Genomic DNA, 22,076 nt, shown 5'->3' with positions numbered 1-22,076 from the left:
TCATCAACCAGCCGTCCCGCTGAGTGTTACGGATGATGCAGATGAGTAGTCAAAACTTTCACTCCTGCCACTCTGGTCACATTCGATGGGACGGCTGGATTCGATAGGGTAGGGGTATGGCATTGAGTTCAGCAGATTCACCTTCAACCCCCTTAGCGCTTCGAGCCGACGGCAGGACTGACGACCAGCTGCGAGACATTTCGATCACCCGAGGCTGGTCAAGCCAAGCCGAGGGATCGGCGCTCATCGAATTCGGCAATACCCGGGTGCTGTGCACCGCCTCGCTCACTGAGGGAGTGCCGCGCTGGTTGCGAGGCGAGGGCCGAGGCTGGGTGACCGCTGAATACGCGATGCTGCCGAGGGCGACCAACACCCGCTCGGATCGCGAGTCGGTCAAGGGCAAGATCGGGGGCCGCACCCATGAGATCTCCCGGCTGATCGGGCGTTCCTTGCGTTCGATCATCGACCCCAAGGCGTTGGGGGAGAACACCATCGTTCTGGATTGCGATGTCTTGCAGGCCGATGGCGGCACCCGCACCGCAGCGATCACCGGAGCCTATGTGGCACTCGCTGAGTCGATCCGTTTCGCCCGGGAGAAGAAACTGATCTCCGCTTCCGCGCAGCCCCTGCTGGACACGGTTGCCGCGGTTTCGGTGGGAATCATCGACGGCGTGCCGATGCTCGACCTAGCCTATGTTGAGGACGTTCGGGCCGAAACGGATATGAACGTTGTGGTCACCGGCAGTGGCAAGTTCGTCGAGGTCCAGGGCACCGCAGAAGGCGCCCCCTTCGACCGGGATGAGCTCAATGCACTGCTCGATCTCGCCTTGCAGGGAACTTCTCAGTTGGCGCAGATCCAGCGCGACACCCTGGGCTGAGGATGACGCAGCCAAGGCTGGTACTGGCCACTCACAATCAAGGAAAACTGGGTGAACTGCGGGAGCTGTTGCGCGGGCAGATCCCCGGTGTGGACGTCGACACCCAGGTGATCGATGCGGCCTCGGCGGGAGCTCCCGACGTCGCCGAAACCGGGGTCAGCTTCGCTGAGAACGCCCTGCTGAAAGCCCATGCGGTGAGCGAGGCAACCGGTCTGCCCGCAATCGCGGACGACTCGGGGCTGGCCGTCGATGTGCTGGGCGGTGCTCCAGGGATCTTCTCTGCCCGCTGGTCGGGAAAGCACGGGGACGACGCCGCGAACCTGGCGCTTCTGCTGGCTCAGCTCGGCGACATCGCAACGGAACACCGGGCCGCCCGGTTCATCTGCGCCGCGGCGCTGGTCGCGCCCGGCGTCGAACTGGTTGAACCCGTCGAAGTGGTTGAATTGGGCGAGCTGCGGGGTACCCTGCTGACCGAGCCGCGAGGGAGCAACGGCTTCGGTTACGACCCGATTCTGCAGCCTCTGGGGCTGGACCGCTCCTGCGCAGAATTGGAATCAGCGGAAAAGAATCGGATTTCACACCGCGGTCAAGCGTTCCGGAAACTGCTTCCCGCCGTGGTTGCCGCACTGAGTTAAGCACTGAGTTAGAACTCCACAGCAAAGCTCGGGGAAGCTGAGAGCGTATTAGCCCTGCTTGGCTTGCTTGTTCCGGGCGCGCCAGCCGCGGAACAGCTCAATCAGGATCGGAATCACCGAGATCAGCACGATGATGATGAAGATCAGATCCAGGTTCTGATTGACCCACGGAACCCGGTCGCCCAGGATGAAGCCGAGCAGGGTGACGCCGCCGGCCCAGAGCACTCCGCCGATGATGTTGAACAGGGTGAAATGCTTGCGATCCATTTGGGCGACGCCGACGATCACCGGAACGAAGGTGCGGATGATTGGCACGAAGCGAGCCAGGATCAGCGCTTTGCCGCCGTGCTTTTCAAAGAATTCGTGGGCTTTGGTGATGTTCTCCTGCTTGAAGAAGCGGGAATCCGGCCGGTTGAAGATTGCTGGCCCTGCCTTCGCCCCGATCATATAGCCCACCTGGTTGCCGACGATGGCGCAGATCACCAGAAGCAGTATCAGGAACCAGATATTGATCGGGAGCTTACCCGCAGCGGTCAAAAGGCCAGCGGTGAAGAGCAGTGAATCCCCCGGCAAGAAGAACCCCAGCAACAAGCCCGTTTCGGCGAAGATGATGCCGCAGGCAATCACGATGACCCAAAAACCCAGGGCCGGATTGTCCAAGATATTGATCGGGTTGAGCCAGTCGGGCAGCAGGCCAGCTCGCACCGGCCCCGCTTGAAAGGCCGGATGAAAGTCAGTTGGCAGCACGCCGGAGAATAAAGAAGTCACCCCTCAAGGGTACGGCACCAGGTGTTGGCCAGGGTCGAACAGCGGTGGGCGAGCCTGTTGTCCAGTGGCGCGGAGCACCCCTTCCCGAGCCTACTGTGGAGTCTTAGCCGAGCAGTTCATCTGGATAGCACCAGCGCCAGCTCTCACCAGTTTCAACACTGCGCATCACCGGATGCCCGCTGAGCCGATAGTGTTTATCGGCATGCCGCCCCACCGAGGAGTCACAGCAAGCCACCTTGCCGCAGCTCAGACACATCCTCAGATGCACCGGAGTGGTGTTCTCATCGATGCAGTCCTGGCAAACCGGATCCTCAGGTACCGGGAGGTCTTGCGCGGCCTGCAAGTGCTCGCAACCGCCTTCAGAGACCGTGGGCTCGGTGGGATCATCGAATTCCGGGTCCTCCAAGGCGCTTTCCAGCATGGACTCTTCGACGTCGAGCCTTTCGAGGACCTCGCCGAGCACTTCGTGCGGGTATTCGCCGCTGCGCCGCAGGCTGAGCACTTCGTCGCGTTCCGCAATGAGCATTTCCTGACGCAACTGAGCGTAGCGCTGCGAAGGGGTCATGGCCTCGGTGCCGGGCCTGCCGAGGCGTTCCCAGGCGGCGAGGCCTCGTTCCTGGGTACGCCGTTTGAGCATGGCTAGCACCTCCGGTGGGTCATCATCGGTGGAGATCTCCCGCAAACGACTGACGCCGGCCGCGGTGGCCCGTTGCATCACCGCGGCCTCGGAGAGCAGATCCTCACGCCGATCCGGTCCTCGGACTTTGAGCGCGCGCACCAAAGGCGGCAAAGTGAAACCTTGGAGCGCCAGGGTGCCACCCACCACGACGAGCGCAGCGAGGATCAGCACGGCCCGGTGCGGCAACTCGATGGGCAGGGTGAGTGCCGCTGCCAGGGTGACCACGCCACGCATTCCGGCCCAGGAGATGATCGCGGGAGATTGCCAGCCCGGTGAAGGGTCATTGCGGCGCACCGCCGGGATCAGCCAGCGTGGCAGATAGGTGGCGGGGAAGACCCAGATCGGCCGTAGCACGAGGACCGCGACCAGCACGGCGAGGCAGCCCCACCAGATGGTATCCAGCCCGAGATCGTCCTTCTGGACCTCTTGGATGATGGTCTTGGCCTGTAAACCGATGATCAGGAACACCGAGTTCTCCAGCAGGAACTGCACGGTGGTCCAATTGCTGCGCTGGCTCATCCGGGAAGCCCCGCCCGGCATTGCCGGACTCTTGAAGCCCATCAGCAGCCCGCAGACCACGACGGCGAGCACACCGGAGGCGGGCATCTCGAGGACATGTAGTTCTTCAGCGGGCAGATAGGCCAGGAAAGGCGCTGCCAGCGACATCGAGGTATTGATCGCCACGTTGCGCACCCGGATGCGGATCTGGGTCAGGATGATCGCCATTATCACCCCGATCAGCACGCCACCACCGGCAGCCCAGAGGAATTGCACCCCGGTCTCCCAGACCGAGATCCCGCCGGCCGTGGCGGCAAGAGCCGCTTTCAGCGTCACCAGGGCGGTAGCGTCATTGACCAGAGATTCGCCCTCCAGGATGCTCACCACTTGGCGGGGCAGGCCAACCCGGTGGGCGATCGCGGTGGCCGCCACGGCGTCCGGGGGAGCGACCACCGCCCCCAGAGCAATTGCCGCCGCCAGCGAGATCCCGGGGAAGACCCAATAGGCGATCAGTCCGACTCCCAGAGCGGTGAAGATCACATAGCCCACTGAGAGCAGGCCGATGGAGCGCTTATTGCTGCGGAAATCGACCAGGGAGGTTTGGAAGGCCGCAGCGAAGAGCAAGGGTGGCAGCACTGCCACCAGAATGATCTCCGGGTTCAACTCGATGTTCATCGCGGGGATGTACGAAGCGAGAGCGCCGACCACCACGAGCAGCAGCGGCGCTGAGACATTGATTCTCTTTCCCAACGCGCTCACCGCGCAGACGACGATCACGATCGCCAGTAAGACCCCAATGAATTCCATCTCATTATTCTGTCAGTTCCTGTAATGACTCGCTGGCAGTTGAGCGATGAGGAACTGAGAATCCGCTTTCTAGCGGCTCCAAAGGATGACAAAAGTCATTGAGGGCGGTGCCGCATCATGACAGGATGAAGAAGTGATGTGCTGTGAATGATGTCGGACAGGTGCTCGGGTGGGTAGGGGATCACTGGTGGTTCATCTTCTTGCTGCCGGTTTTTGCCGGGATTATTCGCTCTACTTTTCGCTGGGATAGGCGGTACCGAAGGCGAGCCGATCGCCGTGCTGAGGCTGCGGGGATTCCTCAGGCTGCTCAGCAGCAGCCTTCTGGGCTGCCTGATCAAGGGAGCCAGCGCCCCAGCGAAGCCGAGAGGCTCGTCGCTGATCATGACGCGGTCAATGCCCGGTGGCTGGACTACGAGCTCGACGTCGGGAAGCTCATTGACTATCCGATGATGTCCGACGTTCGGGAACCGCTCACCGTTGATTTCTTGCGTGCTAAACGACTTGCCGATGGGATGCGGCCCGATCATGCGGCGGAACTGAGCAACGATGCTCAGCTGGCCGAATACCGCCAGGCGGTGAGGAACTATGAGGTCAGCTTCGATATCGCCGAGCGTGAAGCCAAACGGATCAAGGATCAGCACTTCAGCGAACCCGAGCGGCAGCGGCTCAAAACCGCTCGGAAGTTGCTGCCGATGGCGGTCGATGAGGCTTCGACTCAAGCTGAACGGCAGCTGGCTTATACCCGGACTCGCAAGGAACTCGACGGTTTGATCGTGCTGCCCGATGAGGCGCTGGCCGCTCTGGAAAAGCGGGTGCAGGCCGGGATCAGTGCACGGAACCCGGATATCGCGGAGGGTCAAGCTTACGTAAAAGGGGCAGCAGGAAAAGAGAAGTAAGCGGCGCCAGGTCTTCGCTGGGCTCCGCGTGCACCGAGATCCAGCGCAACTCGGCGATTTCCGCCTGGGCCACTGCTTCGTGATGTCTCGCCGCCAAATACACCTGAGCGCTCACTGAACTGGCATCGGAATTTGCTGCCGGACCTTCCCAATGCCCTAGATGCCGCAGATCTGCGGCATCTAGCTGTACGCCGACTTCTTCGAGGACTTCGCGAAGAGCTGCCTGTTCGAAGGATTCGGTCCCCTCGGGTTTACCACCCGGAAGCTGGAATTTCGCGGTGCCTCGTTTCCGCACGGTGAGCAGCTCACCGTGCTCATTGAAGATCGCCACCGCGCTGACATGAACCGTTGTGTGCACCGCTCAATCCTCTCCCGCTCGCTGATTCCACGCCAAATGGTTGACAGGAGGAAAATCAGAGCTTAGGTTAGTTACATAAGTAATGAACCGGCTAACCGAGTAACCAACCTGGTCGGTTCAGAAAAGAGGGATTCATGATCGACAATGACAAGCCGATCTTCCTGCAGATTGCGGAATTAATAGAGAACGAGATCGTGGAAGGCACTTTCGCCGAGGAAACTCAGGTGCCTTCTACCAATGAATTCGCAGCATTTCATCGAATCAATCCCGCCACTGCGGCCAAGGGGGTCAACCTGCTGGTCGACGACGGCATTTTGTACAAGCGACGAGGAATAGGCATGTTCGTCGCAACCGGAGCGAGGGACACCTTGATAGCACGCAGACGCGAAGAGTTTTACCAGCAATTCGTCCAGCCACTGCGGGTGGAAGCCCGCAAATTAGGCATCGATACTACGCAATTGGCCGAGATGATCACCCGTGACGGGGGTCTGCCGGAAAAGCCGCTGGATGCGGCAGAAAGAGCAGCGAAATCATGACCAGAACAGCCAACGCTGGCACAGCACAGCAATCCAGCCCGGTGGTCAGGGTCCGGAACCTCACCAAAAAATATCGGGACTTCACTGCCTTGGACTCGGTCAGCTTCGAACTCGAGCCGAAGAAGATCTACGGTCTCTTGGGACGCAACGGGGCCGGTAAGACGACCATAATGTCGATTCTGACGGCGCAAGGCTTCCGTTCCAGCGGGGACATCGAAGTCTTCGGCGGAGACCCCTATGAGAACGACAAGATCCTCAGCAGGATCTGCTTCATCAGGGAATCGCAGAAATACCCCGATGATTTCCGGCCCAAGCACGCCTTCGCCTCGGCCAAGCTGTTCTTCGAGAACTGGGATCAGGAGCTGGCGGATCGCCTGGTGGAAGATTTCCAGCTCCCACTCAACCGGCGGATCAAGAAGCTCTCCCGGGGCCAGCTCTCGGCGGTCGGCGTGATTATCGGTCTGGCTTCACGAGCCGAGCTGACCTTCTTCGATGAGCCTTATCTGGGGCTGGATGCGGTGGCCCGCCAGCTCTTCTACGACCGGTTGGTCGAGGACTACTCCGAATTCCCGCGCACCATCGTGCTCTCCTCCCATCTGATCGACGAGGTGTCCAACCTCTTGGAGCATGTGATCGTGATCGACAAGGGGAGGATCATCATCGACGACGATGCAGAGAACATCCGCGGCGGGGCCGTCACGGTGGTTGGCCCCGCGGTAAAGATCGAGGGCTTCCTCGCCGGGCGCGAGATACTGCACCGAGAGAACTTCGCCTCGCTGGCCTCGGTCACCATTGACGGCCAGCTGAGCCCGGAAGAACGCGCCGAGGCACACCAACTGGGGCTGGAACTGGCTCCCGTCTCGCTCCAGCAGCTCGTGGTGCGAAAGACCATCAATTCAGCGGCCGAGGATTTCACCGAAAAGACAGTGGAGAGCGAATTCGCCAAGGAGGCACGTCGATGAACAAGGTAATCAACGTCGTCAAAATGCAATTGACGAACAAATGGACCTTTCTAGGAGTCCCGGCGATGATCCTCACCGGCTGCTTCGTGCTCAGCCTGGCGATTTTCGCGCTGATCCCCAATAGCGTCGACTTCAAGTTCTCCGGGGCAGGCCAAGCGGTGATCTGGTACTTTTTCGCCCTCGGCCTGCAAGCGCTCACCCTGACCTTTCCCTTCTCTCAGGGCCTGAGCATCAGCCGCCGGGCCTTCTATCTCGGCTCCATGTTGCTCTTCGGCAGTGTGGCACTGGTGATGGCGTTGATCTACTGGGTGATGGGCCTGATTGAGAATGCTACTGATGGCTGGGGGATGAAGGGGCATATGTTCTATCTGCCCTGGGTCTCCGACGGTGCTTGGTACGCCACGATCCTGTTCTTCTTCTCTCTCATGCTGTTCCTCTATCTGTTCGGCTTCTGGGCGGCGACCCTCTACAAGCGCTGGCAGGTCAACGGAGTGCTCGTGGTCACCATCGGTTTGGGCGTGCTGCTGGTCGGCTTAGCTGCGCTGCTCAGCTGGCAGGGCTGGTGGCTGAACTTCTTCGGCTGGTTCGGAGAGCAGACGAATCTGAGCATGGCCGGCTGGCTTTTCGCGCTCTGCGCCTTGCTCGCAGGCGGTTCCTATCTGACCCTGCGCAGGGCGACGCCCTAGCATCCTGGATTGAGGAACGCCTTGAGCGCTGGTGCCCGGTAACTGCCGGGCGCTGGCGCTCAGCGCCTTAAGCCAGCTTGAGCTCGGCGGCCAGATCGGTGCCCTGGGTATGCAGTACGGTGTGGAACCCCAGGGCGGCAGCCGCGTCGAGGTTCTCTTGCCGGTCATCGATGAAGGTCACCTGTTCAGCTGACACTCCGAGTTCGTTTAGCACGTACTGAAAGATCTGCCGATCTGGTTTGATCAGTCCGAGCCGACCGCTGAAGAAGAGTTGGCTGAAGAATCGTGGCCAGACGCCGGAAGCCCCTAGTTCCTCGGCTAGTTCTAGTGGCATATTCGATAGCAGCGCGAGCCCGGCGCCGGTCGAATCGATGGCCTCCAGCACATCGAGGGTCTCGGTGTTCAGATGAGACCAAGCGCGTACATCCAGGGCGTGCAATTGAGCTAGCTGGCCCTCGGAGACCGGCCGACCCAGCACCGATGTCCAGTACTGCTCGGCATTCAACTCTCCGGCGTCGTAGCTTTCCCGATGCCGCCAATAGGTGCTGTCCTCAGGCTCCGCCGGGAGCCCGATGGCTTCCTCCAGAGCCGCCCAATCTGTCGCCGTCGGCGCTTCCGAAATGACCATGCCGTAGTCGAATAAGTACCAGCTCATGCTTCTTAGCCTATCCGGCATGCCGTGCCGCCGATGATCCCCGGACGGCGCTAACCTTGAGGGGTGAGTTTGGATTTCACGGCGATCGATTTCGAGACGGCCAACGGATTTAGGGGTTCACCCTGCGCGGTGGGGCTCAGCCGGGTGCGGGATGGCCGGATCGTCGAGGAAGCCTTCTGGCTGATGCGGCCGCCCGTGGGACACGATCATTTCGATCAGAGAAATATCCAGATTCACGGTGTCACTCCGCAGCAAGTAGCCACTCAACCGCGCTTTGCTGAGGTCTTCGATGAAATCACCGGCTTTCTGGGCGATGACATCCTGGTGGCGCATAACGCTGCCTTCGACACCGGAGTGATCAAGGCCGCACTGCAAGCCAGTGCACGCTCAGGACCGGGGTTCTCCTACGCCTGCACGGTGATCCTGGCGCGGCGCAGTTACTCGCTGCCTTCTTATTCCTTGCCTTTCGTCGCCGAGGCAGCGGGCGTGCCGCTGATCCATCATCATGACGCCATTGAGGATGCCCGGGCCTGCGCCGGAATCTTGATCGACATTGCCGCTCGGCAGAATGCGGACTCCCTCGAAGATCTCTATCAAAGGCTGAATCTAGCGCTTCCGGTGATGCCCGCCTTTGTACCGGACCCGGATCAGCCGGTTGCGCAGGCCGCAGCTTCGGCCTCGAATTGGTTTGGCTGGCCGGAAGAGGGCCCCAATCCGGAACCGAATCCCGCTGCGGACAGTAACCATCCGCTCTTCGGGCAGACAGTGGTTTTCACCGGGAACCTCCAGATCTCTCGCGGCACCGCTAAACAGCGAGCCGCCCTGATGGGCGCTAGGCCAGCCAGCAGCGTGACCGCCAAGACCACCGTGCTGGTGGTGGGGGACGGGTTCATCGCCGCTGATCTCAAGCTCGGTAAGACGACGGCCGGTCGGATCACCGCAAAGGCCCGCCGGGTACTCGAACTGCATGAGCGGGGCCAGAAGATCGAAGTGCTCTCCGAGGGCGAATTCATGCAGATGATCGGTTAGAACTCGAAGTCGACGCCGCTGAGCTCCACCGAGAGATCCCACAGCCGACGCGCCGCGGCTCGCTGATAAGCGCGAGCCGCCGCCCGCTGCGAAACAGGTTCCCCCGCCAGATGAAAGATCCCGGAGGGCCCCCAGTAGGAGCCTCCCGGTACGCCGACCGCCGTCGCCGCGTGCACGATCGGCCAGGCTCCGGCGTCCTTTCCCTGCGAGATGGCGCTTCCCAGTGCTCGCAGGGCCGCCGGTAACCGCGTGCTAGCCGGCAGCCCAGGGCGTTGCGGAGTGAATTGCTCCGGTGCGCTGCCGGGATGCGCCACCACTGATTGCACATCGATCCGGTGCTCGCGCAATCGCCGGTCCAGTTCAAAACCGAACTGCATCACGGCGAGCTTGGAGTTCTGATAATTGGTGAACCAGCCATACTGACCCGGCTCGCCGAGCACCGGTCGAGCCCACAGATGTGAGATGCTGCCGAGGTGCACGATCCGGCTACCCGGATGCTTGCGAAGGGCGGGGAAGAGTCTGGCTAATAGGGCAAAATGACCCAGGTGGTTAGTGCCGAAGAACAGCTCAAAGCCGTCTGACGTGCGATTGAGCCCCTGCTGGTGCACCACTCCGGCGTTGGCGATCACGGCGTCGAAAGCTTCGTGATCGAGAAGTTCTCCGGCCGCTTCCTGCACCGAGGCCAGTGAGCCAAGATCGAGCTGCTGGAAGGTGAGCGCTGCCTCCGGCGTCCGCCGCTGGATCGCCGAGATCGCGGCCGCGGCACGGTCAGCGTTGCGTGCCGCAATGGTGACCCGATGCCCGGCAGCGACAAGCTGCTCGACGATGAAGTAGCCAATGCCGCTGCTGCCGCCGGTGACCAGGAAGTTCTGCCGGATAGTCATGCTGCCAGACTACCCTCAGCCTTCGCTGGCCTTCGGTGTCTGGGGCCCTGAGCGTCTGAGACCTGGGGACCCTTGGCCTGAAAACCTTGATTCGCCCGGTTTCACAGGACAACCCGTTTCACAGGACAACCGGTTCCATAGGCCAACCGGTTTCACAGGACAACCGGTTCCATAGGCCAAAAGGGACTTAGTTCGACACAATGCTTGGTTAGCCTGAAGCCCAAATCTAGGCTAAATAAATGGTACAGCTACCAGATTCATCAGGTTCACCTGGCTTCCCAGCGGAGGCACTGCCGGCTGAGCAACGGGTGGTTCTTCGTGCGGGTCGCTGGAAACGCATTTTCGCCTTCCCCAATCCGGTCAATGAATACGCCGCCAGGTTTACCGCGGGCCTGGTGGTGGTGCTCGCCCTGGTCACCCTGCTGACGGGCTGGGCCTGGGGTCTGGTGATCCTGGCCATCGGTTTTGTGCTGCGGGTGCTCTTCGGGCCTCGCATCTCCCCTTTCGCGCTGCTCTCTGTCAAAGTGCTGGCGCCCCGGATCGGAGCGCCGAAACTGGTTCCCGGTCCGCCGAAGAGATTCGCCCAGGGCATCGGCGCGGTGATTTCGATCGCCGCGGCGGTCTGTTACTTCGCGGGTATCCCCTTGGCTGCCTGGGTGCTCTTAGTGCTGCTCATCGTGGCGGCGTCGCTGGAGTCCTTCCTCGGCTTCTGCTTGGGCTGCGCGATCTTCGAGGTCTTGCAGCGCATCGGGCTGATCCCGAACTCGGTCTGCGAGGCCTGCCATCAGATCGGCTTGCGCTCGGCGCTCCATCCCAGTCACTAAGGTCTCAGTCAGTACAGCCTCAGTGGCTAGAGACCCAGACACTGAACCCCAGCCATCAGGGACCCGATCGCTAAGCGAGGACTGTTATGCGCTGACTCGCACCAAGTTATCTGCCATCGTATAAATGACGTCGGGCGCTTCCGCGAGTTTCAACCAGGAGTCCGGCAAGCACTCCTCGCCATAGAATGCGCCTACGATGCTTCCGGTCAGGGAAGCAGTTGAATCCGAATCTCCCCGGTGATTGGCGGCCAGCCGGACCGCTGTCTGGAAATGCTCGACTGGATTGCCGGCATCGCGCTGGGTAGCCAGAGCGGCGTAGATCGCGATCGCCAGTGCTTCATCGGCGAGCCAGCCTTCGCCCAGCGCTTCGGTCAGCGCTTCACCCCGCAGAACCGCTGAGCCAGGGGTGCTGCCCCATCGCACCGCAGCCTCGAAGCGGCCGAGCAGGTCCGGCTCGGCCGGCAACTCGCGAAGATAGTGGTGGGTCGAATCAAGAGCCTCAGCCAACGGAAGCTCTTGGACAGCAAGCTGGTGGATCAGCCAGCTCAGTGCCGCGGAAGACTGTAATGCCGCCGGATGACCGTGAGTCAGCGCGGCACCCTCCCTGCTCATCCGGGCCGCATCCGCCGCTTGCAGATAACGGACCAAACCGAAAGGAGCTGATCTCATCACCGATCCGCAGCCTCGGGCCCGCGGATCGATCGGCTTCTTGACGGTGCCCATCTCTCCACTCAGCAGCGAGTTCAGACAGGCCTTACCCGGCCCCCGACGATGCTGCAGCACGGCTTGCTGATCGATCCAGCGGCCCGGTGGCTGAGGGGCGTTCTCCGGAATCGTCTCACCCTGGCTGCGCAGCCAGCGCAGATAAGCGAGCCAGAGGCAAGCCAGTGGGTCTGCCGAGACCCCTTGATTCGCCCATTCAATGGCTTCGACCAGCCCATCCACGGTGAAAAGCGTCAATTGGGTGTCGTCGGAAAAATGTATCTCCGCCGTGCCCTGAGAGAGCTCGAGCAGGCCTTCAGCGCCGTAACGTTGCTCAATGGTTTCCAGATCCGCCAGTTCAATCAGATACCCGAAGGAATCACCGAGAGCACCGCCCATCAAGCAGCCACGGACCCTGGAAGAAAAGTTCATCATCCTAATCTACTTGCTGATCCGCAGAGCCTTCACAGACGTCAGCCCGCTTCACCCGGTACAGTAAAGTGCGGATAAACCCCCAAGCTAAAGGAACATGATGTCCCAGGAGAGCACAGTCAGCAGCGAAGCAGTTGCCGACGTCGAAATTGTTGAAACTAAGAAGCCTTCGATATGGGCCCGGCTCGGAGCTGAGGTACTCGGTACCTTCATCCTGGTCTTCGGCGGCCTCGGTGCCGCGCTCTGGGGCGGCATGCAAGGCGCAGCCCAGATTCCTTCGGCGCTCGCTTTCGGCCTGGCGCTCGTGGTGGCGGCGATTGCCTTCGGGCAGGTTTCCGGCGGGCATTTCAACCCTGCTGTGACTCTTGGTGCGGCGATCGCGGGTGGCATCAAATGGCTACACGCGTTGTTCTACGTGGTGGCTCAGCTGATCGGTGGCTTCTTGGCCGCGCTCGTGCTCTATGTCACCTTGGTGCGCCTGCCCGCATTCCAGACTGCCACTGAGGGCGGCGGACTGGGTACGGTTTTCGGTCAGCTCGCGAATGGCTTCGAGGAGCACTCCCAGGTCAAGTTGCCGATGATCAGCGCTGTGCTGATCGAGATCATCGCCACCGCGGTCTTCGTCTCGGTGATCTTGGCCGTCGGCCGCTTGAAGAGCAGCAAATCCACTGGCCCGTTCGCGATCGGTCTGAGCCTTGCGGTGTTGCTCACGGTGCTCGGCCCGCTCACCAACGGCAGCTTGAATCCAGCGCGCTCCACCGCCGTGGTGTTCTTCACCGATAGCTGGGCCTTCGGCCAGCTCTGGGTGTTCTGGGTTGCGCCTCTGGTGGGTGCCGCGCTCGCCGGCCTGGTCTACCGAGGCTTCATCGTCACCGACGGTGACGCCGCTGCGGCCGTTGCTGATGCCGCGCCGCTGGAGACCGAGGACGAGGAGAAGACCGAGGCGGACGAGTCGGTAGTCGCCGAGGCTGCCCCTGTGGTCTCCGAGGCCAAGGCCAGCGAGGAGGCTCGCGAATTCTTCGACGGCGCCGGTGACTCCAAAGCCGAGCCGGAAGCCAAGAACAAAGAGAACTAAGGAGTTCCTAGGGGCTGGTACCGATGTCGGTACCAGCCCCTAGGCTTGTCCCATGAGATTGCTGCACACATCGGATTGGCACCTGGGCCGGTCTTTTCACGGGGTCGGGCTACTCGCCGCGCAGCGGCGTTTTATCGATCAGTTGCTGCAGACGGTGCATGAACAGCGCATCGAGGTCCTGCTCATCTCGGGAGATGTGTACGACCGGGCGCTTCCTTCGGTCGACGTCGTCCGGCTGTTCAGCGATACCCTCAGTCGCCTGAGAGAAGCCGGTGTCACGGTGGTGCTCAGCAGCGGAAATCACGATTCTGCCAGCCGCTTGGGCTTTGCTGCCAAGGTGCTCAGCCACGGCGGAGTTCATATTGCTGCCAGTGTGCAGGATCTGGACCTGCCAATCATCATCGACGGAGTGGCGATTTACGCCGTGCCGTATTTAGAACCACGACTGGTGGCCGAAGAGCTGGGAGTTGAAGACCCCGATCACCGTACTGTCCTAGCCGCCGCACTGCAGCGAATCCGGGAAGACCTAGCACTCCGGCCCGGGATGCCCTCGGTGGTGATGTCACATACCTTCGCCTCGGGAGGGGTGAGCTCCGGTGACGACGACGAACGGGTCCTCAGTGGAATGCGCGCGGGTGGCATCGGCGCGGTGCCACTCGATCTCTTTGAGGGCTTCGACTACGTAGCTCTCGGTCATCTGCATCGCCGTCAAGAGTTGAGCACAGCGGTTCGATATAGCGGCTCACCGCTGGCTTACTCCTTTTCCGAGACCGGGCACTCCAAGGGCGGTTGGATTGTCGAGCTCGAGGCGAGCGGGTTGAGCGCGGTGAAAGCTGTGGATTGGCCCCCGGAACGTCAGCTCGCGGTACTGCGAGGCAAGCTGACCGAGTTGCTTTCCGACCCGGCGTTGAAAGACGCCGAAAGTTCTTATTGCCAAGTCACCTTGACCGATACGCAGCGTCCGAGCCGTGCCATGGAGCAGCTACGAGAGCGTTTTCCGCACACACTGGTTCTGGAATACGTCCCAGAGGTTCTTTCCACTACCCAACAACTCAGCTACGCCCAGCGGATTGCCGCCGCTCAAAGCGATCTGGAGATCTGTACCGGGTTCCTCAGCCACGTCCGGGCGAAGAGCGCCAGCGCACAGGAAGAAGCCGCGCTCAACTCGGCCCTGGACTCGGTGCGTGCTTCCGAGGTCGCTGAATGAGAATTCATCGCCTCGAGATTCAGGCATTTGGCCCCTTCGTGGAACGCCAGGTCATTGATTTTGATCGTCTGGGGGAGCAGGGCCTTTTCCTGCTCAACGGTGCTACCGGTGCCGGGAAGACCAGCGTTCTGGATGCTATTTGCTTCGCTCTCTACGGCGCGGTTCCCGGGGCACGGCAAGACGGGAATCATCTGCGCAGCGACCATGCTCTGGCGGAACTCGAGCCCTTGGTGGTTTTGGAATTCAGTGTTTCCCGCCGGCTGTTCGACGTCGAACGCAGCCCGGCATGGCAACGACCGGCAAAGCGTGGCAACTCCACCGTGACGGAACAGGCCCGGACCTTGCTGCGGGAGAAAGTCAATGGCCGCTGGCAGGTTGGCTCCTCGCGAAGCCAGGAAGTCGGGGCTGAGATCGCGGCTCTTCTCGGCATGAACCGTGAACAGTTCACTAAGGTCGTGATGCTGGCCCAAGGCGAGTTCGCGGCCTTTTTACGGGCTCAGGTCAAGGACCGCAAAGAACTATTGCAGAAGCTTTTCGGCACCGACTATTTCGAGGCTGTAGAGGAACAACTGAATCGCCATGCTGTGGCGGTGCGCACCGAGCTGAACCAACAAGAAGCGGTGCTCGGCAAGCTACTCGAGGACGCTCGAGAACAAGTGAATCATTTCCTCCCGCGGCTTCCCGAGGCGGCCGAACTCGATTGGCTAGGGTTCGCTGTGCGGTCCGCCGAAGAGCGGCCGGGGGTTGAGCAGGCACTCTCGGAGCCTGCTTCGCAGAGCGGCCTAGAGCAACCCGATTTCGCCGATCTTCAAGAGTGGATGCGGCGCGCTCAACAATACTTAGAAGCGCAACTGGGGGCTGCGGAATCAGAGGCAAGCAGAGCGAAGGAGCAGTTGGAAGCGGCCAGGGCACTCAGCCAAAGGCATCAAGCACTGATCCTTGCCGAAGCTGCGGTCGAGGAAGTGGCTGAGGGCCTTCCCGAACAGCGAAATCGGCAGCAGCTGGTGGAGCAGCACCGAGCAGCTCAGGGATTTGCCAGTGAATCCACCCGATTGCAGCAGGCCGAATCAGAGGTGCAGAAAGCTCAGATCGTGGCCAAACGCGCCCAACAGGCGCTCCCGGCAGCTCAGGCGACCAGTGACGCCGCGGGCTGGGAGGCTGCCAGTCGTGCGGCAGCTGCTCAAGCGACCTTGATCAAGGCGCTGCTGCCTGAGCAGCGGCTCTTGGACCAAGATCTGGCCAAGCACGCTGCGGGAGTGGCGGAACTCAGCGAATGTCAGCGCCGGGCAGCGGACCTCGATGAGCAACTCAGCACTCTCCGCCAGCAGCAGGACGCCCTGTCTGAGGCCCGAGAGACCACCGAACAGGCCGCTAGCAAGTTCGAACTCACTGCGCAAAATCTGGCTGACTCAGCAGCCACCCTGGAAGCTGTCCGAGAGCATCAGAAATTAGCCCAGAAACTCTCCGGACTCAGCGAGGAGTTGCAGGCAGCAAAAACTCAGCAGCTCGAAGCAAAAGAGCACTGGCTCGCTCTTTTAGCGGAGCGGTTGGAACGCTCCGCAGCGGAACTCGCCGCCGGATTGCAGCCCGATCAGCCCTGCCCGGTCTGCGGTTCACTGGAGCATCCCAGCCCAGCTCCTGGGCAGCACGGAGACGCCCAACTAGCCGTTCGGGAGGATGCGGCGCGCAAGAAGCACGAAACACAAGAGCGTTTGGCAGCGCTGGCCACCGATCGGCACGCTCAGGCTCACACCGAACTAGCCGCTCTAGCCGCACGCGGCGGAAACGAGGATCTCGAAACGGTCCAAGCACAGCATAAACTCCAGGCGCAACTGCATCAGCGAGCTAAAACGGCTCAAGGAGAGCTGGAACGGTTCGTCGAACAGCTCGGTGAGTTGCGGACCGGAATCACCCGCCTGGAGGAAACTGCCCAGCACGTGCATCATCGAGAGCTCGAACTGGGAGTTCAGCTCAGTTCGCTCGAGGCATCGATCACGCAACGAGAAACAAAGCTCAACGAGCATCTGGAACCCGGTGATTCGATGGAGCGCAAACTCCAGGAATGCGAAACCACCGAAAGACTGCTCCACGAAGCCATCGCCAGCCACCGGGCTTTAGGACACGCCGAAGCTGAATTGGAGAAGGCCACCGAACTGCTCGAAGGAAAGCTGAGCAGCAGCAGCTTTAGCAGCGCCGCTGATCTTGAGTTGGCGCTGCGCTCAGAGGCTGAACTGCAGGAACTGGAAGCGGCCATGACTTCCTACCAGGAAGCCGATATTCGGGCGAAACAGGCCTTAGCTGCGGACCCTGTCCAAGAGGCGCTGCGAGAAAGAGCGGCGGGAGCGGCGCCAGCTACTCCGGAACAACTCGCCGAGCTCTTGGCCTTCAGCCAAAGAGCGGACGGCAAAGCGAAGGACGCCGCGATTCAGCGGGCGCTAGCCGCGCAGCTCAGCGACACGGTACAAACGTCGGCTCAGCGCTTCGCTGCTCTAGAAGAAAAACTGCTTCCGCAACGCGAAAATAGCCAAATGCTCACCGAATTAGCCGATACTGCCCGTGGTTTGGGCAATAACAACTACAAAATGCCGCTCAGCGCCTATGTGCTGGCAGCTCGGTTGGAGCAGGTGGCGGCCGCAGCAACCGAACGATTGCTCACCATGAGCGGCAGGAGATACTCGCTCGAATACACCGATGCTCTGGCTGGCCGTTCCAGAAAATCCGGTCTTGGCTTAGAAGTGATCGATGGCTGGACCGGAAAACGCCGGGACACCTCGACGCTTTCCGGCGGGGAGTCCTTCATGGCCTCCCTAGCGCTCGCCCTCGGCCTGGCCGACGTCGTACAGCAAGAATCCGGTGGCATGCAGATCGAGACGCTTTTCGTCGATGAAGGATTCGGCAGCTTGGATGAGGAGTCTCTCGATCAAGTGATGACATCGTTGGAAAATCTGCGGGATAGCGGCCGCACGGTAGGGCTGGTCAGTCATGTCGCTGAGATGAAGCTGAGGATTCCGATGCAGCTCGAGGTTACCAAAGGGCAGCACGGTTCTACTTTGAAGACTCGTTTGCTCAATCAGTTAGAATAGAGGGGTAAACGGGTCGGGTGCATCGGGCGGAGGGACGATGCACGCTTTGATACGTACCCGAAAGCAATTATTGTGACCCACTCTTCGAGGGCTACTCAGGGGAGCTCCCCTCAAGCCTCCAGCACTTCTGAAGCCCACTCCGTTGTGGCGGCGTCCTCCGCACCCGAATCTTCCCCTTCTGCGTCTTCCCCTTCCGGGGGGCGCTTCTCTCGTATCCTGGCGCTTTCCGGCAGGGGATTCGTGCCCTTAGGGCTATTCGCCCGTTTGCCTTTGGCGATGCTCAATGTCGGCGTCCTCACCTTGGTCACTGCGGTGAGTCACTCCTATGCCATCGGCGGGTTTGCTGCGGGAGCTGTCGGCATCGGTTCGGCAATGGGCGCCCCGCTGTTGGGTTTCGCCGCCGACCGAATCGGCCAAAAACCGGTCCTGATCACGGCCGCCATCGCCAATGCTGTGTTGCTCGCCGGGGTCATTGCCCTGAGTTATGTGATAGCGGGCAGTGCTGAAGGCTTCACCGGCCAGAATGTCGTTCTACTTTTACTAGCGGCTTGGTTGGCCGGTGCCAGCTCACCCCAGGTGGGGCCGCTAGCTCGGGTCCGCTGGATGGCTCTGGTGCGCAAAGTCCCTGAGCCTCGACGGGAGGGTGCGCTGGATACCGCGCTCTCTTATGAAAGCACCGCAGATGAGTTGACCTTTGTGATGGGCCCGGCTCTGGTCGGTATCGTCGCTTCGCTGATTACGCCGTGGCTGCCTTTGGTGATCGCGGCTGCTTTGACGCTAACGTTAGTTACCGCCTTCGCACTGCACCGCACGGTACATGCGGTAAACGCGCAACGCGGCGGAAAGACCGCTCCGAGCACAGCAGAGCCGAAGGATCGCTGGATCTGGCTAAAGATTGCGGTGCCTGTGCTCGGCATGGTCTGCATGGGCACTTTCTTTGGCTCCACGCTCACCGCACTGAGCGCTTTCACCGGTTCGGTGGCAGCCAGCGCGGGAGGCTCAGAGTTAGCAGGCCTGCTCTACGCCGTGATGGGACTGAGCTCTGCTGCTGCGGCGCTTTCTGTTGCTTATTGGCCCGCAAAGTTCCCGCAGCGCTGGCGCTGGGTGGTGCTCGCCGCCGCAATGTTTATTTTGGTTTGTCTGCTCCTAGTGCCGGAGAGCCTGCCGCTGATGATTCTGGCGCTGTTCTTACTGGGGCTGCCGGTGGGTCCCACAATGGTCACTATTTTCAGCATCGGTGGAACCGTTGCGCCGCGTCGCTGGCTGGGCACCGTGATGACGGCGCTCGCCAGTGGAATCGTGGCCGGAACCGCGCTCGGTTCCTCAGTCGCTGGCTCGCTAGCCGAAAGCCAGGGCTATCATCAAGCCTTCCTGGTGCCGGTCGTGGCGGCCGCTCTACTTTTTGTGCTGGGCTTGGTTACCGCGCTCTGGCTGCGCGCCAAGAGCCCGGCGTCTTCGACAGCTACTTCAGCGGTTGCTGAGCGCTTAGGCTAGCAGCGAAGAAATTTGTGCAGCGGCTTTCGCCAAACTGTTCCCGATGAACTCTTCGGTCAATTCGCTGCGGATATAAACCACGGCAAGAGCCGCAGGGTGAGCTCCTGGCAGGCTGATCGGTGCCGCCATGGAACTTAGCCCGGGAATGACTTCATCGTGACTCAAGGCATAGCCGGTGAGCTTCGCCTTTTCTGCCTCTGGCCGATAGGGCTGCTCCGGCGCTAACTGATGCCAGCGTTCGGCGTCCATCGCTGATTGAATCGCGATACCTGGAGCGCCCAGCGAAAGCGGGTGCCGGGTTCCCGGGCGCTGCGCCACCGTCGCTCCGGTGTGCTGGGGTTCCACGGTGACCAGGGTGACGCAATCCTGGCGGTCCCAGATACCGATGAAAGCCGTCATGCCGAGTTCATCAGCGAGTTTTTTCAACTCGGGCATCGCAACGCTCTGCAGGTCCCTGGAGACCGAGCGCGCCAGAATGGCCAGCCCGGCACCGGGGGAGACCTTGCCCGCTGGGTCGCGATGGACTAGAGCGTGGTCTTCCAGGGTCCGCAGAATGCGGTAGGCAATCGAGCGGTGTACGCCCAGTTCGACGGAGATCTCAGCGATGCTGAGAGCTCCGGGCGCCTGAGCGAGGATCTCCAGTACGCGGATGCCCCTGGAGAGGGTCTGCGAGGGGCTGGTTTGCTCGGCGCCCTGATTCGTCTTCGTGGCTTTAGCGCTCTTCATTGATACCCGCTCTGTTGTGGCTTGACTCACACTCGGATAGAATTCATTATTAGCACAGAGTGTTCGATAATAGAACTCAAAGCTGCAATTCACCCGGGGACTTCAGCTGACGAAACCGTGGTTCAGCATCGGGTGCTTTTCTTTCGAAGAAGATTCGAAGAAGAAAGGTCAAAGGGGAGAGATGACCGAGTCAGTTGAGTATCAACCGCGGGCGATCCGGCCGCGAGAGCATCATTTCCGTGGTTCCCTGGGCCGTTTCGCCACCGGCGTCGCGATTGTCACTTTCGATGGAGCCGCCAAGCGACACGGTATTACGGTCAATTCCTTCACCTCGGTCTCCATGGAGCCCCCGCTCGTGCTGGCCTCGATCGCCAGAACCGCCAGATCGCACGATGAGTTGCAAGGCAAGCCTTTTACCGTCAATATCCTGGGTGCCGAGCAACAGGCACTCGCGATGCACTTCGCCGGGCGTCCGCAGGCCACCGAGCCGCTGTGGGTCGAAGGCCGCGTAGCTCCTCGGCTGAGCAATGTGCTCGCCTTCTTCGAATGCACGCCCTGGGCTGCTTATGACGGCGGCGATCACACCCTCTATCTGGGAGAAGTAGTGGACTTCAGCTATCGAACCGGGGATGCGCTGGCCTTCGCCAACTCACGGTTCACCACGATTCCGGAGAGCCAGCTCGGCGTCGAAGATTTGCTGTAGAACCTCAGCGGAAAGCGTTCAGTTCATCGTTGTCTTGATCGTTTTCCGTCGACAACAACACGAAGAAAGCAGGGACCATGGGTATCCGTACCGGTCAGCAGTACTTGGACAAGCTCAATTCAATGCGCCCGCACGTGGTGATCGACGGCGAAGTCGTCAGTGAGAACATCGCCGAGCACCCCGCATTCAGGAATGTGGCGAGGACCTACGCCAAATTATTCGATCTGCAGCACGACCCCAAGTATCAGGATGCGCTGACCTATGACTCGCCGACGAGCGGGGAGAAGGTCAGTGCTTCCTTCCTGGTGCCGCGCAGTCAAGAGGACCTGGCACACCGTCGTGCCGCGATCTCCACCTGGGCCGAATACTCCAACGGCTTCCTGGGCCGCACCGGGGACTATATGAACTCCTCGCTGACCGCACTCGCCGCCGCTGAGAAGTGGTTCTCCAAAGCCGACCCGCAGTTTGGCGAGAACATCCGGAACTACTACGAGCACTGCCGGGAGAACGACTTACTGGCCACCCATACCCTGATCCCACCGCAGGTGAACCGCTCGGTGTCCGGCTCGGAGCAACTGGGCGGGCAGCTCGCGGCGCGCATCGTCGAAGAGCGCGAAGACGGCATCGTGGTGCACGGTGCCAGGATGCTGGCCACCATCGCCCCGATCGCCGATGAGCTGCTGGTCTTCCCCTCCACCGTGCTGCGCGGCACCCCGGAGGACGCACCGTATTCCTACGCCTTCGCACTGCCGAATGATGCTGAGGGTTTGCGCTACCTGTGCCGGACCTCGCTCTACACCGGTAAGAGCCTGCATGACGAGCCGTTGGCTGGGCGCTTCGAGGAGATGGACGCCGTCGTCATCTTCGATCATGTCTTCGTGCCCAAGGAGCGCATCTTCATGCTGGGGCATCCGGAGCTCTGCAACGCCTTCTACTCGGAGACCGGGGCCGGGGCGCTGATGACCCACCAGGTGGTGACCCGCACCATTGCGAAGAGCGAGTTCTTCCTCGGTCTGGCCTCTGAATTGGCGGCTTCTATCGGCATCGACGGCTTCCAGCACATTCAGGAGGACCTGGCCGAGTTGATCCAGACCGTGGAAATCGGCAAGGCCCTGATGCGGGCCTCCGAGGCGGATGCTGTACTGACCGAGGATGGCGTGATGCTGCCCAAGTGGACCACGCTGAATGCTGCGCGCAACTGGTACCCGAAGGTGGCGCAGCGCTTCCCGCAGATCATCAGGAAGTTCTCCGCCTCGGGTCTGATGGCGCTGCCCGGAGAGGCCGATGTGCACTCCGAGGCGCTGCCGGACATTGAAATGTACCTGCAGGCCAAAACGCTGACCGGCCCGGAGCGAGTGCGCTTGTTCAAACTCGCTTATGACGCGTCGATTTCCGCTTTCTCTGGCCGGCAGGCCTTGTATGAGTACTTCTTCTTCGGCGATCCGGTAAGGATGGCCGGTGCACTGGTGAACTCCTATGACGCCGAGCCGGTGCGTGCCAGGGTCCGGGAGTTCTTGGAGCGTGAGGACTGAGCCGGGTAACGACAAAAAACTTCTGTC

Annotated in this window: 21 protein-coding genes; 14 read left to right on the top strand and 7 right to left on the bottom strand. The window is 61.1% G+C overall.

Annotation, left to right across the window (positions count from 1 at the left end; all coding sequences use genetic code 11):
* Window positions 1-116 precede the first annotated feature (116 nt).
* Together rph and rdgB are read left to right on the top strand one after the other, a co-directional pair.
* The gene (gene rph, locus ABDK06_RS02590) at window positions 117-878 is read left to right on the top strand and encodes a ribonuclease PH (protein ID WP_394938610.1); all 762 of its coding nucleotides are present in this window, start codon (window positions 117-119) and stop codon (window positions 876-878) included.
* Between the two features lie 2 nt (window positions 879-880).
* Window positions 881-1,513 carry an RdgB/HAM1 family non-canonical purine NTP pyrophosphatase gene (gene rdgB, locus ABDK06_RS02585; RefSeq protein ID WP_394938608.1) on the top strand — a complete coding sequence of 211 codons (633 nt, stop codon included), beginning with the start codon at window positions 881-883 and terminating at the stop codon, window positions 1,511-1,513.
* 48 nt (window positions 1,514-1,561) lie between these two features.
* Here rdgB and ABDK06_RS02580 read toward each other — a convergent pair whose 3' ends face one another.
* Together ABDK06_RS02580 and ABDK06_RS02575 are read right to left on the bottom strand one after the other, a co-directional pair.
* A complete protein-coding gene (locus tag ABDK06_RS02580; protein ID WP_394938606.1) occupies window positions 1,562-2,281 on the bottom strand; it encodes a VTT domain-containing protein in 720 nt (239 codons plus the stop codon).
* Window positions 2,282-2,384: 103 nt separating this feature from the next.
* The gene (locus tag ABDK06_RS02575) at window positions 2,385-4,265 is read right to left on the bottom strand and encodes a Na+/H+ antiporter (protein ID WP_394938604.1); all 1,881 of its coding nucleotides are present in this window, start codon (window positions 4,263-4,265) and stop codon (window positions 2,385-2,387) included.
* 143 nt (window positions 4,266-4,408) lie between these two features.
* On the opposite strand from ABDK06_RS02575, the gene ABDK06_RS02570 reads away from it, so the two are divergent.
* Complete coding sequence (locus ABDK06_RS02570) at window positions 4,409-5,161, top strand: hypothetical protein (protein WP_394938602.1); 753 nt, start codon at window positions 4,409-4,411, stop codon at window positions 5,159-5,161.
* Here the strand turns inward: ABDK06_RS02570 and ABDK06_RS02565 are convergent.
* Window positions 5,091-5,519 carry an NUDIX hydrolase gene (locus ABDK06_RS02565; RefSeq protein WP_394938600.1) on the bottom strand — a complete coding sequence of 143 codons (429 nt, stop codon included), beginning with the start codon at window positions 5,517-5,519 and terminating at the stop codon, window positions 5,091-5,093. The two genes, ABDK06_RS02570 and ABDK06_RS02565, sit on opposite strands and share 71 nt — an antisense overlap.
* Before the next feature lie 134 nt (window positions 5,520-5,653).
* Between ABDK06_RS02565 and ABDK06_RS02560 the strand changes: the two genes are divergently transcribed.
* Genes ABDK06_RS02560 through ABDK06_RS02550 form a run of 3 tightly spaced genes read left to right on the top strand, consistent with a single transcriptional unit; the run spans window position 5,654 to window position 7,703 of the window.
* Window positions 5,654-6,055, top strand: a complete 402-nt coding sequence (locus ABDK06_RS02560) for a GntR family transcriptional regulator (RefSeq protein WP_394938598.1) — start codon at window positions 5,654-5,656, stop codon at window positions 6,053-6,055.
* Window positions 6,052-7,017: an ABC transporter ATP-binding protein gene (locus ABDK06_RS02555; protein ID WP_394938596.1), complete on the top strand. Its 966-nt coding sequence runs from the start codon at window positions 6,052-6,054 to the stop codon at window positions 7,015-7,017. Before ABDK06_RS02560 ends, ABDK06_RS02555 begins: the two co-directional genes overlap by 4 nt.
* Window positions 7,014-7,703, top strand: a complete 690-nt coding sequence (locus ABDK06_RS02550) for a hypothetical protein (protein ID WP_394938594.1) — start codon at window positions 7,014-7,016, stop codon at window positions 7,701-7,703. The genes ABDK06_RS02555 and ABDK06_RS02550 overlap by 4 nt, the downstream gene beginning before the upstream one ends.
* A gap of 67 nt (window positions 7,704-7,770) precedes the next feature.
* Here ABDK06_RS02550 and ABDK06_RS02545 read toward each other — a convergent pair whose 3' ends face one another.
* Complete coding sequence (locus tag ABDK06_RS02545) at window positions 7,771-8,358, bottom strand: HAD family hydrolase (protein ID WP_394938591.1); 588 nt, start codon at window positions 8,356-8,358, stop codon at window positions 7,771-7,773.
* A 63-nt stretch (window positions 8,359-8,421) separates the two neighbouring features.
* Between ABDK06_RS02545 and ABDK06_RS02540 the strand changes: the two genes are divergently transcribed.
* Complete coding sequence (locus ABDK06_RS02540) at window positions 8,422-9,387, top strand: exonuclease domain-containing protein (RefSeq protein WP_394938589.1); 966 nt, start codon at window positions 8,422-8,424, stop codon at window positions 9,385-9,387.
* Here the strand turns inward: ABDK06_RS02540 and ABDK06_RS02535 are convergent.
* The gene (locus ABDK06_RS02535) at window positions 9,384-10,271 is read right to left on the bottom strand and encodes an SDR family NAD(P)-dependent oxidoreductase (RefSeq protein ID WP_394938587.1); all 888 of its coding nucleotides are present in this window, start codon (window positions 10,269-10,271) and stop codon (window positions 9,384-9,386) included. The two genes, ABDK06_RS02540 and ABDK06_RS02535, sit on opposite strands and share 4 nt — an antisense overlap.
* A gap of 239 nt (window positions 10,272-10,510) precedes the next feature.
* On the opposite strand from ABDK06_RS02535, the gene ABDK06_RS02530 reads away from it, so the two are divergent.
* Window positions 10,511-11,095, top strand: a complete 585-nt coding sequence (locus ABDK06_RS02530; protein ID WP_394938585.1) for a DUF4395 domain-containing protein — start codon at window positions 10,511-10,513, stop codon at window positions 11,093-11,095.
* Window positions 11,096-11,179: 84 nt separating this feature from the next.
* Here ABDK06_RS02530 and ABDK06_RS02525 read toward each other — a convergent pair whose 3' ends face one another.
* Entirely contained in the window at window positions 11,180-12,232 is a 1,053-nt protein-coding gene (locus ABDK06_RS02525; protein ID WP_394938583.1) for an ADP-ribosylglycohydrolase family protein, read from the bottom strand.
* A 94-nt stretch (window positions 12,233-12,326) separates the two neighbouring features.
* On the opposite strand from ABDK06_RS02525, the gene ABDK06_RS02520 reads away from it, so the two are divergent.
* From ABDK06_RS02520 to ABDK06_RS02505, 4 genes are all read left to right on the top strand, one after another.
* Window positions 12,327-13,304 carry an MIP/aquaporin family protein gene (locus ABDK06_RS02520; RefSeq protein ID WP_394938581.1) on the top strand — a complete coding sequence of 326 codons (978 nt, stop codon included), beginning with the start codon at window positions 12,327-12,329 and terminating at the stop codon, window positions 13,302-13,304.
* A 52-nt stretch (window positions 13,305-13,356) separates the two neighbouring features.
* A complete protein-coding gene (locus ABDK06_RS02515) occupies window positions 13,357-14,511 on the top strand; it encodes an exonuclease SbcCD subunit D (RefSeq protein WP_394938579.1) in 1,155 nt (384 codons plus the stop codon).
* Window positions 14,508-17,594, top strand: coding sequence for an AAA family ATPase (locus ABDK06_RS02510; RefSeq protein WP_394938577.1), 3,087 nt, complete (start codon window positions 14,508-14,510; stop codon window positions 17,592-17,594). The genes ABDK06_RS02515 and ABDK06_RS02510 overlap by 4 nt, the downstream gene beginning before the upstream one ends.
* A 144-nt stretch (window positions 17,595-17,738) precedes the next feature.
* Window positions 17,739-19,088: an MFS transporter gene (locus ABDK06_RS02505; protein ID WP_394940779.1), complete on the top strand. Its 1,350-nt coding sequence runs from the start codon at window positions 17,739-17,741 to the stop codon at window positions 19,086-19,088.
* On the opposite strand, the gene ABDK06_RS02500 is transcribed toward ABDK06_RS02505, so the two are convergent.
* Window positions 19,080-19,814 carry an IclR family transcriptional regulator gene (locus tag ABDK06_RS02500; RefSeq protein ID WP_394938575.1) on the bottom strand — a complete coding sequence of 245 codons (735 nt, stop codon included), beginning with the start codon at window positions 19,812-19,814 and terminating at the stop codon, window positions 19,080-19,082. The two genes, ABDK06_RS02505 and ABDK06_RS02500, sit on opposite strands and share 9 nt — an antisense overlap.
* A 181-nt stretch (window positions 19,815-19,995) precedes the next feature.
* Here ABDK06_RS02500 and ABDK06_RS02495 point away from each other — a divergent pair, with 181 nt between their 5' ends.
* Both ABDK06_RS02495 and hpaB read left to right on the top strand, forming a co-directional pair.
* Window positions 19,996-20,517 carry a flavin reductase family protein gene (locus ABDK06_RS02495; RefSeq protein WP_394938573.1) on the top strand — a complete coding sequence of 174 codons (522 nt, stop codon included), beginning with the start codon at window positions 19,996-19,998 and terminating at the stop codon, window positions 20,515-20,517.
* A 77-nt stretch (window positions 20,518-20,594) separates the two neighbouring features.
* On the top strand, window positions 20,595-22,049 hold the full coding sequence (gene hpaB / locus ABDK06_RS02490; protein WP_394938571.1) for a 4-hydroxyphenylacetate 3-monooxygenase, oxygenase component: 1,455 nt from the start codon (window positions 20,595-20,597) through the stop codon (window positions 22,047-22,049).
* Window positions 22,050-22,076 lie beyond the last annotated feature (27 nt).

The organism is Psychromicrobium ferritrahens (assembly GCF_043789415.1).
GTDB lineage: Bacteria > Actinomycetota > Actinomycetes > Actinomycetales > Micrococcaceae > Renibacterium.
Note: the sequence above shows the minus strand (reverse complement) of the source record. Positions and strands in the feature narration are given on the sequence as shown.